Annotated in this window: 9 protein-coding genes; 4 read left to right on the forward strand and 5 right to left on the reverse strand. The window is 71.9% G+C overall.

The window, feature by feature from the left end; genetic code table 11:
• Window positions 1-11: 11 nt before the first annotated feature.
• Entirely contained in the window at window positions 12-1460 is a 1449-nt protein-coding gene (locus AB0B48_RS01640; protein WP_357194355.1) for an acyltransferase, read from the forward strand.
• Here AB0B48_RS01640 and AB0B48_RS01645 read toward each other — a convergent pair.
• The 4 genes from AB0B48_RS01645 to AB0B48_RS01660 form a co-directional block, all read right to left on the reverse strand.
• On the reverse strand, window positions 1432-2919 hold the full coding sequence (locus tag AB0B48_RS01645; RefSeq protein WP_357194358.1) for a CoA-acylating methylmalonate-semialdehyde dehydrogenase: 1488 nt from the start codon (window positions 2917-2919) through the stop codon (window positions 1432-1434). The genes AB0B48_RS01640 and AB0B48_RS01645 overlap by 29 nt on opposite strands.
• Window positions 2916-4214: an aspartate aminotransferase family protein gene (locus AB0B48_RS01650; protein WP_357194361.1), complete on the reverse strand. Its 1299-nt coding sequence runs from the start codon at window positions 4212-4214 to the stop codon at window positions 2916-2918. Before AB0B48_RS01650 ends, AB0B48_RS01645 begins: the two co-directional genes overlap by 4 nt.
• Before the next feature lie 165 nt (window positions 4215-4379).
• Window positions 4380-5210: a hypothetical protein gene (locus AB0B48_RS01655; protein WP_357194364.1), complete on the reverse strand. Its 831-nt coding sequence runs from the start codon at window positions 5208-5210 to the stop codon at window positions 4380-4382.
• A 31-nt stretch (window positions 5211-5241) separates the two neighbouring features.
• Window positions 5242-6114, reverse strand: coding sequence for a hypothetical protein (locus AB0B48_RS01660; protein WP_357194367.1), 873 nt, complete (start codon window positions 6112-6114; stop codon window positions 5242-5244).
• 87 nt (window positions 6115-6201) lie between these two features.
• Here AB0B48_RS01660 and AB0B48_RS01665 point away from each other — a divergent pair, with 87 nt between their 5' ends.
• Window positions 6202-7170: a hypothetical protein gene (locus AB0B48_RS01665; RefSeq protein WP_357194370.1), complete on the forward strand. Its 969-nt coding sequence runs from the start codon at window positions 6202-6204 to the stop codon at window positions 7168-7170.
• Window positions 7171-7232: 62 nt separating this feature from the next.
• Here AB0B48_RS01665 and AB0B48_RS01670 read toward each other — a convergent pair whose 3' ends face one another.
• Entirely contained in the window at window positions 7233-7916 is a 684-nt protein-coding gene (locus AB0B48_RS01670) for a Tat pathway signal sequence domain protein (protein WP_357194372.1), read from the reverse strand.
• Between the two features lie 408 nt (window positions 7917-8324).
• Between AB0B48_RS01670 and AB0B48_RS01675 the strand changes: the two genes are divergently transcribed.
• Window positions 8325-9062: a TetR/AcrR family transcriptional regulator gene (locus AB0B48_RS01675; RefSeq protein ID WP_357194375.1), complete on the forward strand. Its 738-nt coding sequence runs from the start codon at window positions 8325-8327 to the stop codon at window positions 9060-9062.
• A gap of 185 nt (window positions 9063-9247) precedes the next feature.
• Window positions 9248-9877, forward strand: coding sequence for a DUF6230 family protein (locus AB0B48_RS01680; protein WP_357194378.1), 630 nt, complete (start codon window positions 9248-9250; stop codon window positions 9875-9877).
• Window positions 9878-9999: the final 122 nt, after the last annotated feature.

Raw genomic sequence — 9999 nt, forward strand, 5'->3', positions numbered from 1 at the left:
AGCCTGAGGCGATGCGCCGCCTGCGCCAGCTGGCCGAGCACACCCCGGCTGGGCGGGAGCGATATGTCGACCTGCTCCGCGCACTCGCCATCACCATGGTCGTTTTCGGACATTGGGGCGTCACGGCGATCGGGCGCGACTCCTCCGGGCAGGTCACCGGGCACTCGGCGCTCGGCGACCTGCGCTGGGCGTACCCGCTGACCTGGCTGGCCCAGGTGATGCCCGTCTTCTTCCTGGTCGGGGGCTACGCCAACGCGGCCTCGTTGACCCGCCTGCGGACCCGCGGCGGCGACGCCGCCGGGTGGCTGATCGACCGCAGTGCCCGCCTGGTCCGCCCCACCAGCACGCTGCTGCTCGTACTCACCGCCGGGGCGGCGGTCGCCTGGCTGCGCGGCACCGACCCCACCAGGATCCGCGAGGTGTTCTGGTTCGCGACCATTCCGCTGTGGTTCCTGGTCGCCTACCTGGCTGCGGTCGCGCTCACCCCACCGATGTACGCGCTGCACCGTCGCTTCGGTCTGACCATCCCGCTGGCGCTTGTCGCCCTGGTCGGTCTCGGCGACCTCGGCCGGCTCACCGGGCCGGAGGCGCTGAGCTATGGCAACTACCTCTTCGGTTGGCTGGCCGTCCACCAGCTCGGCTTCGCCTGGCACGACACCCGGCAGACGCCGCCGCCCGCCGCCGGGCCGCCGGGCGACACCGCCGCGACCGCCTCGGAAGCCGGCCCGACGCCCGCCGCCGGGCCGTCGGCCCACGACCGTCCGGGGGTACGCCGCTGGCGACGACTGCCCACCTCGCGGCGGGCCGGACTGGTGTTCCTGGCGGGCGGCCTGGCCACGGTGCTGCTGCTCACCGGGCCCGGCCCGTGGCCGGTGGCCATGCTGCACGTGCCCGGCGAGCGCCTGGACAACGCCGCGCCGCCCAGCCTCGCGCTGCTGGCCGTCGCCGCCGGCCAGCTCGGTCTGATCCTGCTGCTGTCCGGCCCGGCGGAGCGCCTGCTGTGCCGCACCGGCCCCTGGTCGCTGGTGATCGGCGTCAACCTCGTGGTGCTCACCGTCTTCCTCTGGCACCTGACCGCCGCGATCCTGCTGATCGGAGTGCTCGACGCGATCGGGGCGCTGCCCACCCCCGCGGTCGGCAGCGCCGCCTGGTGGGCCTGGCGGGTGCCGTGGTTGCTGCTGCTCAGCGCCGTTCTGGCGGTGCTCGTCGCCATCTTCGGCCGGGTGGAGGCGCGCAGCGGCCGGCATCGCACCGGGCGTCGGACCGGTCGAGGCACGCCAGCCCGAACGGCCTCGACGGTGGCCGCCTACGCCGCCGTGGTGGCGGCGCTGCTGCTCAACAGTGCGACGGCCTCCCGCGCCCCGGAGCCGCTCGGCACACCCGTCCCGGCACTGGTGGCGTACCTGGCCGGGGCGGGCGTGCTGCGACTGCTCAGGTCTGGGTGGGGAACCCGAGGTTGACCCCGCCGTGCCGCGGATCCAACCAGCGGCTGGTGACGACCTTGCCCCGGGTGAAGAACCGCACCCCGTCCTCGCCGTGCGCGTGCAGGTCACCGAAGAGCGACGACTTCCAGCCGCCGAACGAGTGGTACGCCATCGGCACCGGAATGGGCACGTTGATCCCGACCATGCCCACCTCCACCTCGTGCTGGTAGCGCCGGGCCGCCCCGCCGTCGTTGGTGAAGATCGCCGTGCCGTTGCCGTACGGGCTGGCGTTGACCAGGTCCACCGCCTCGTCGTACGAGTCGACCCGGACGACGCTCAGCACCGGCCCGAAGATCTCGTCGGTGTAGATCGCCATGTCCGGGGTCACCCGGTCGAACAACGTCGGACCGAGCCAGAAACCGTCCGGGTCGCCGTCCGGCGTCACGTCCCGCCCGTCCACCACCGGCACCGCGCCGGCGGCGACACCGGCGTCCACGTAGGAGCGCACCTTCGCCGCGTGCGCGGCGGTCACCAGTGGGCCCATGTCGCAGCCCCGTCGGCCGTCGCCGGTGCGCAGACCGGTCACCCGCGCGGCGATCCGCTCGACCAGCGCGTCCGCCACCGGCTCCACCGCCACCAGCACCGAGATGGCCATGCACCGCTCCCCCGCCGAGCCGAACCCGGCGTTGACCGCCGCGTCGGCCGCCAGGTCCAGATCGGCGTCCGGGAGCACCACCATGTGGTTCTTCGCCCCACCGAGCGCCTGCACCCGCTTGCCGGCGGCCGTGCCACGTTGGTAGACGTACCGGGCGATCGGCGTGGAGCCGACGAACGACACCGCCCGCACCTCCGGGTGCTCCAGCAACGCGTCGACCGCCTCCTTGTCACCGTTGACCACGTTGAGCACCCCGTCGGGCAGGCCCGCCTCGGCGAACCAGTCGGCCAGCAGCAGCGCCGCGCTCGGGTCCTTCTCGCTCGGCTTGAGCACCACCGCGTTGCCGCAGGCCACAGCCACCGGCACGAACCACAGCGGCACCATCACCGGGAAGTTGAACGGCGAGATCACCGCGACCACGCCGAGCGGCTGCCGGATGGTGTACGAGTCGACCTCGGTGGACACGTTCTCGCTGAACGCGCCGCTCAACGCCGACGGCAGGCCGCACGCGTACTCGATGACCTCCAGGCCGCGCTGCACCTCGCCGGCGGCGTCGGCGAGCACCTTGCCGTGCTCGGCGGTGATCACCTCGGCGAGCCGGTCCCGCCGGGCGTGCACCAACTCCCGGAAGGCGAACAGCACCGCCGACCGCCGGGCCAGCGACGCGTCCCGCCACGCCCGCGCCGCGCGGGCGGCGGCCTGCACCGCCACGTCGACGTCGGAGGTCGAGGCCAGCTCGACCTCTGCGGTGCGCCGACCGGTCGCCGGGTCGAACACGTCGCCACGCCGCTGCGACGTGCCGTCGACCCGCTTGCCGTCGATGAAGTGACCGATGCTCATGCCGCCACCCCCGCAGCCGTTCGGATCGCGTCGACGAGGATCGCCAGGCCCTCACGGGCCTCCTCCTCGGTCAGCGTCAACGGTGGGCCCATCCGCAGCACGTTGCCGTGGAGGCCGCCCTTGCCGGTCAGCAGGCCACCGTCCCGGGCGGCTTCGAAGACCCGGTTGGTCAGCGCCGGATCCGGCTCACTGCCGCCCGGCCGGACGAACTCGACGCCGAGCATCAGCCCCTTTCCGCGTACCTCGGCGACGCAGTCGAGCCCGCCCACGGCGGACCGCAGGCCGTCGGCGAGGATCGCGCCGACGCGGGCCACGTTCGCCTGGAGGTCGTGCGCGATCAGGTAGTCGAGCACCGCGTTGCCGGCCGCCGTGGAGATCGGGTTGCCGCCGAAGGTGGAGAAGCTGATGGCCGGCACCGCCTGGAGCACGTCGGCCCGACCGACCACCCCGGCCAGGGCGAACCCGTTGCCGATGCCCTTGGCGAAGGTGAGCAGGTCGGGAGTGACGCCGTGCGCCTGGTAACCCCAGAAATGCTCCCCGGTGCGCCCCCAGCCGGTCTGCACCTCGTCGGCGATGAACAGGATGCCGTGCTCGTCGAGGACCTTCTTCCAGCCGGCGAAGAGCCCGTCCGGCGGGTGCACGAAACCGCCCACGCCCTGGATCGGCTCGGCGATGAGCGCGGCCACGTCGCCAGCGGTCTGGGTGGCCAACACCTCGCGCAGGTCCTCCACCGCCGCGTCGACCTGCTCGTCGGCGCTGAGCCGGGCCAGCAGACCCCGCACCCGGTCACCGGAGTGCAGCCAGGCCACCTGGAGCGGGTTGAGGCCGCTGGCCGACCAGGTGCGGTTGCCGGTGACGCCCATCGCCGCGAACGACCGGCCGTGGTAACTGTTGCGCACGGCCAGGATCTGGTGCGAGCGGCGGTGGTTGGTGGCCACCAGCAGCGCCGCCTCGTTCGCCTCGGTGCCGGAGTTCGTGAAGAACACCCGGGCGTCCGGGATGCCGGAGCGCTGGGCGATCTTCTCGGCCAGCTCCACCTGTTGACGGATCAGGTAGAGCGTCGAGGTGTGCACGATGCCGGTGGCGAGCTGCCGCTCGACGGCCTCCCGGATCTCCGGGATGTCGTACCCGATCATGTTGGTCAACACGCCGCCGAAGAAGTCCAGGTAGCTGCGCCCCTGCGCGTCGGTGACCCGGCGGCCCGAGCCGGAGACCAGCTCGATCGGCTCGGCGTAGTACAACGGCATCCAGGACGGGAGCACTGCCCGGTGCCGGGCCAGCAGGTCGTCGGTCATCGTGGCAACCCTTCAGCGGCGTTCGTGGATACCGCACGCTCCCACCGCCGGCCGATGCGAACAACTGTCAGCCTGTAGCGCATGGACGTCCCGACCTGACAGCACGTCAACGCTTTCCACGGCACCGGGCAGCTTTCACTGCTGTTCTGCGCATCAATCGCAGCATCACTCCACTCGATCCGCACCTTGGCCGGCCGGTAGGTGTGGTGGCTCGGTCGCCGGCCGCAACGCCGTCGGCGGGCAGCTCGCCGCTCCCCCGTGCGCAACCTGGCGAGGGCGCAACGGCAGGTGCAGGGCGGCGGCGACCACCGCGAAGGCCGTCCAGCCGACGCCCAGCGCCGCGGCTGACGAGACGTCCTGAAAGTAGTGGTACGCGGTGAGGAAGCCGACCAGCGCGAGGCTGTTGCGGGCGAAGTGCCGGCTGAACTCGGCCAACTGCCGGCGGGCCTCGACGGCGACCAGCACCCCCGAGTACGGGAACGTCACCACCATGCCGCGCAGCACCGCGCCGAGCAGTGCGGTCAGGACCGCCCCCACGAAGATGACCACCAGCTTGAGCAGCACCGGCAGCCCGTCCGGCCGGGTCTCCGCGACGGTGACCGTCTCCTGCGCGCAAGCCCCACGTCGGCGGGCGCGGCGGCGCAACCACAGGATGGCCGCCAGCCAGAGCACGAGCGTGCTGGCGAGGGCCACCTCGAACGGGATGTCGACGGCCACCAGGCCGGCGCTCAGCGCCACGTAGGCGGCGATTCCCGCGACGTCGGCGAGCAGGATCGGCCACCGCCACCGCTGGTGGGTGACGGCCACTGTGACGAAGAAGAGGTTGAGCCCGAGCACGCCGAGCACCTGCGCGCCGTCCACCCGGTACCCGGTGGTGACCAGGGCGAGCGTCATCGGCAGCGGCAGGCTGTAGACCAGCGCGCGGAGCCGGACGGAGCGGATCACGCTGACCGCCCAGACCACGGCCGTCACCAGCAGGACCGCGCTCCACGTCATGGCGCACCCGCTCCCGCCCCGGTGAGGGCCGTCAGTCCTGGAAGGTCGCGGCGTTCGCGCAGAGGTCGAACACGCGGGTGAGTCGAGCGACGTCCGTCCGGTTGACCGAGAACTGGTTCTCGCCGATCTCGCCGTGCGCGGTCATGTGGGCCTCCCAACAGCTCGACCCGTCCCAGAGCGTCAAGTTCACGTGCAGGTGCGGACTCACCACCCCGAGAGGCAGCAGACCCACCCGCGCCCCGGCCGCGCGCTGCATCTGCACCAGGGCGGACAGATCATCGGTCAGCGTGGCGTAGACGAACACCCGCGTGATCTGGACGCCCCGTTGCAGAGCGTCCAGGTTGGCCTCCCAGTAGCGCCGGCCGATCTCACTGCGCCACCAGCTCAACTCTCCGCTCACCCGGGGCATCACGTTGGTCAACCCGTCCAGCCGGCGTACGCAGGCCCGGGTCGCGCCGACCAGATCCTCGTCCTCGTCACCGCGCCGGATGATCCGACCGTCCGCGAGCTGCTCGGCCTCCAGCCGGAACTGCTCGTAGCGCCGCTGCGCCTCCACCGCGACCCGGGTGCCCGCGTGCTGCTCGGCCGCCTCCCGCATGGCCCCGGCCAGCTCCGTTGTGGTGCGGACCAGCCAGGGCGGCCCGTCCAACAGGGTGCGCAGGTGGAAGCGGCGCTCCGCGCGGGCCAGCGAGTCGACGAGCAGCGAGATGGTGATGCCCATCAGGCCGGCCAACAGCGACTCCACCCCGGAGGCGGCGTTGCTGAGGTCGAGCACGACGCTGAGGAAGATCGACAGCGTGATGCCTACCAACGCCACCGGGTCGGTGTGCGCCACCAGACGAACGAAGCCCGCGCCGGAGCCGCCGCCCTCCCGTAACCGCTGACGGGCCACGTCACGAGACATCGGGATCCCCCCATCAGCGGCTCCCGCCAGCGTAGACAGCAACCACAACCAGCAGCCCTGACGCGGCTGGCCGGTAGCATCCGGCAGGTGCACAGAGCGGACGCGCCACCGTCGACCGGAACGGACGACGAGCGGATCACGGCGGACATCCGGGCCTGGGTCTGCTCCACCCCGATCCGCGGCCTGGTCGCCCACTTCGGCGGCACCTGGCCCGACGGCGACCTCACCGACGTGCTCCGCTACCTCGACGACTTCTCCGCCCGGCACTGGGACTTCCGCGGCGGCCGGGAACGGCCCGACGCCCGGGAGCCCGACCTCGACCCGGCCACCGCGACCCTCGTGCTGGACGCGGCTGCCGCGCTCCGGCTGATCCACCCGGTGCCACCGGCCCGGTCGGCGTACGCCCACCTGGTGGTGCTCGGCGGCCTGGCGCACGCCTGCGTACGCCGCGTCGGCTACGCCGCGCACCTGCTGCGCGCCGGCCTACCGGTGAGCGGCGAGGTCGCCGTCCTGGGCAGCTTCCGACCGCTGTCCGAGTGGGAACGCGCGACGCTCGCCGACGCTGGCCTGCCGGCCGAGGACACCGAGGTGGACGTGCTGGACTCGGCGGTCCGGGGGGTGTTCGGGGTGGCCGCGCCGGCGGAGCAGGACGGGGTCGACGCCGGCCATCCGCACCATTCCTGGTCGTCGCGGACCTACCGACCGGACGGGTTGCCGCCGATCCGGGTACTGGCCGCGCCGTCCAGCGAACCGGACCAGCGGCGTGCCCACACCGCCGACACCCAGCGGTTCTGGGCCGGCCACGTCCGGCTCGCGCCGGGCGACGAGGTCATGATGGTCACCGCACCGATCTACGTGCCGTTCCAACACTGCGACGCGCTGCGCACCCTGGCCGTGCCGTACGGGTGTGCCATCGACACGGTCGGGGTGGACCCGACGCTCGCCGACCTGGCGGTGCTGCCCGAACAGACGCTCACCCCGGGGCGCTACCTGCAGGAGATCCGGTCGGCGATCCGCTCGATGCGCGCCCTGCACGCGGCGCTGGCCGCCGGCTGACCCGCGCACGGTCGAGGGCCGGCGCACGGTCTGTCGCCGCGCACCGGCCCGGTGGAACGTGGTCAGTTCACGTAGACGGCGGCGTTGCCCTTGCTGCTGTCGCGCACCGGCGAGTACGTCGCCGAGAAGTACGCGGTGCCGAAGCAGAGGGACGGGCCGGAGAACTTGGTGAACGGCTGGTTGGCGAAGGTGATCGAGTTGGTGGCGTTGGCCGCCGCACCGGTGAGGCTGTTGGTGCTGGTCCGGTAGACGCAGGTGATCGCGCCGAGCAGCGAGTTCAGCACGACGGTGCTCTGGACCGGCGCCGCCGTGGTGCCGGAGATCTTGACGACGCCGGCGCTGGTGACGGAGGTGGCGTACGGCAGGTTGTTGAGGGCGATGCTCTGCACTCCGGTGGTGCCGAACACGTTTGTGGTGCAGGTGCCGAAGCTCTGGGCGGTGAGGCTCTCGGTGGCGGTGCCCGGGGCGGTCGGGTTGGTGAGCACCTTGGCGCTGAAGGCGGATGCGGCGCACTTGATGCCGGTGGTGCCCGACGTGGAGTTGTAGAAGGTGGCGTTGGTGCCGGTCTTGAGGCTGGCCTGGATGACGTCGTTGACGGCCACGGCGGTGCCGCCGGCCGTTGGATAGGTCAGGACGTTGCCGGCGAGCGCGGCCGACGGGTCTGCGGAGGCTGGCGGGGCGGCTACGAGACCGGTCAGCAGCGCGAGGGCGACGAGGCCCCCGCCGATCTTTCCGTACCTGGGCATGGTGCTTCCTTTCGGTGGTGGGACGGGAACGAGCGGACCGCGCAGGCGGTCACCGCCGGGCGCGCCGGGCGGCGATTGTGGCCGTCCGACGTGGACGGTGGTGGTGGAGGAGGCGCCGGGTGAGGGCGCGGGTGAGGGGGGTGCCGCGGGTCAGCGGGCGGGTCGGCGTGGTGCACTGCGGCGTAGCCGCGTCACCTGCGCCTTTCCGGCATTGGGAGAGCGTTCGTGTTCGGCGATAATGACAGCCATCGAGCCCTCCTTCGACGAGTCGGGGTGACCACCCGGGGTGATCACCAAAGGTGACGGGGAGCGAACTGAGCGTGAGGAAAGTTATAAACCCCGGAGGATCGCAAAGTCAACGAATCAAAGGGGGTCAATGAGTTGACCACGCAGAGCCACCCTCAGTCGGTGCCGGCGCCCTTGCCGGGCGCACGCCCGGGCCGTGACCCGGACCGCGCGATCAAGCGCGGCCCGCGACGGGTCTCCGCAGAGGTCGTGGCCGCCACCCAGCGCGACCGCCTCTTCGACGGGCTCGTGCACGAGGTGGCGACAAAGGGCTACGGCAACGCCCGGGTCAGCGACATCTGCCACGCCGCCGGCGTGACCCGGCCAGCCTTCTACGCCCTGTTCACCGGCAAGGAGGATGCCTTTCTCGCCGCGTACCGGCACGGGATCGCCGTGGTGTCACAGCTGATGGAAAGCGCCTACCGCGAGGCCGGCCCGACCTGGCCGGACGCGGCACGCGCCGCGCTGCGCACCCTGCTGGAGGTGCTGGCGAGCGTGCCGGCGTTCGCCCGGATGGCGCTCGTCGAGGTCGACGCCGCCGGCCCCGATGCCCGCCGCGAGCGCGACGCGCTGCTCAACAGCTTCCGCCGGTTCTTCGCCGACGCCGGCTCGGGGCCCGCGCTCGCCGACGTGGACCGCGACGAGCTGGTGTCCACGGTGGTCGGCGGCATCTACGCCACCGTCCGCGGCCGTGTGGCGCGGGGCCGGACGGCGGAGTTGCCGCAACTGCTGCCGGTGCTCACCTACGCGGCCATGGCACCATTCCTGGGCACCGAGGGTGCGATTCAGGCGACCCGGCCGATCAGGCCGGACGACGGTCCGAGTACGACCGCTCCATGCGCACCGACCCACCACTCCTGATCACACGGTCGGAAACCGCAGCGGTTTTTCACCTTGGCCGCATTTAACAAATACCGCCTAAATGGCCGCCACATGCCGTTGACCTCCCCTTTACTCGGCGGTAACTTCGGCTCTGCGCCCTACAAGGGCGGGCCAGAGATGCAATTCCCATTGTCGCCGATGGATTGATCTTAAGGGGAGCCGCCATGTCGGAGGAAACAACACCAATCGCACCCGGCCCGCCGCGCAGTGGCGTGCGCTGGCGCCGGTTCGCCGCCACGTTCGGCATCGTCGTGGCGGGCGCCGCTGGCATGATCATGCTCACCGCCCAGGGCGTGCTGGGCGCGCAGTTCGCCATCTCGGGCATGCCGTTCACCGTCACCGCCGACAGTCTCAGCGGCACCGGGTTCGAGCAGTTCGCCACCCTCGACCAGATGATCCCGGACAGCCCCAACCAGGGCGACACCGGCGGACAGGTCCTGGTGATGGTCTCGGCGATCGACAGGGCGGAGCTGAGCAACCTCTGCCAGAGCATCAACCTCGGCGGCGTCTTCCTGAAGATCACCGCCGGCGGCGGCGACACACCTGTCACCGCACGGACCCTGGTGGTCGACGGCGACGAGATCGCCGGCAACGCCTCCTTCACGAACATCGACATCGGGCAGGACGCCAGCACCCTGGACAAGGTGCCCGGTGTGAAGGGCAACCCCGGCGTCTTCTCCCAGCAGGCGGACTCGATCATCATCAAGAACCTGCGGCAGAACAACTACGCCACCACCGCGGCCGTCTTCAACCTGCCCAACCTGCGCATGGCGTTCACCCCCGACGGGTGCTGACGTGAGCAGCGAACAACACCAAACGGCGCCGGCCGTCCGCGGGTCCCGCGGGCGGTGGGGGGGGGGGGGGGCGGGCCGGGCCGGGCGCGCCCCCCCGCGCGTCGGCCCGGGGCCCGTCGCGG

The organism is Micromonospora sp. NPDC049089, from assembly GCF_040648775.1.
GTDB lineage: Bacteria > Actinomycetota > Actinomycetes > Mycobacteriales > Micromonosporaceae > Micromonospora.

Bases quoted from the DNA above. Each gene is read 5' to 3' on its own strand.
- AB0B48_RS01640 (WP_357194355.1), top strand. From the start codon at position 12: ATGCGCCGCCTGCGCCAGCTGGCCGAGCACACCCCGGCTGGGCGGGAG.
- AB0B48_RS01645 (WP_357194358.1), bottom strand. From the start codon at position 2,919: ATGAGCATCGGTCACTTCATCGACGGCAAGCGGGTCGACGGCACGTCG.
- AB0B48_RS01650 (WP_357194361.1), bottom strand. From the start codon at position 4,214: ATGACCGACGACCTGCTGGCCCGGCACCGGGCAGTGCTCCCGTCCTGG.
- AB0B48_RS01655 (WP_357194364.1), bottom strand. From the start codon at position 5,210: ATGACGTGGAGCGCGGTCCTGCTGGTGACGGCCGTGGTCTGGGCGGTC.
- AB0B48_RS01660 (WP_357194367.1), bottom strand. From the start codon at position 6,114: ATGTCTCGTGACGTGGCCCGTCAGCGGTTACGGGAGGGCGGCGGCTCC.
- AB0B48_RS01670 (WP_357194372.1), bottom strand. From the start codon at position 7,916: ATGCCCAGGTACGGAAAGATCGGCGGGGGCCTCGTCGCCCTCGCGCTG.
- AB0B48_RS01680 (WP_357194378.1), top strand. From the start codon at position 9,248: ATGTCGGAGGAAACAACACCAATCGCACCCGGCCCGCCGCGCAGTGGC.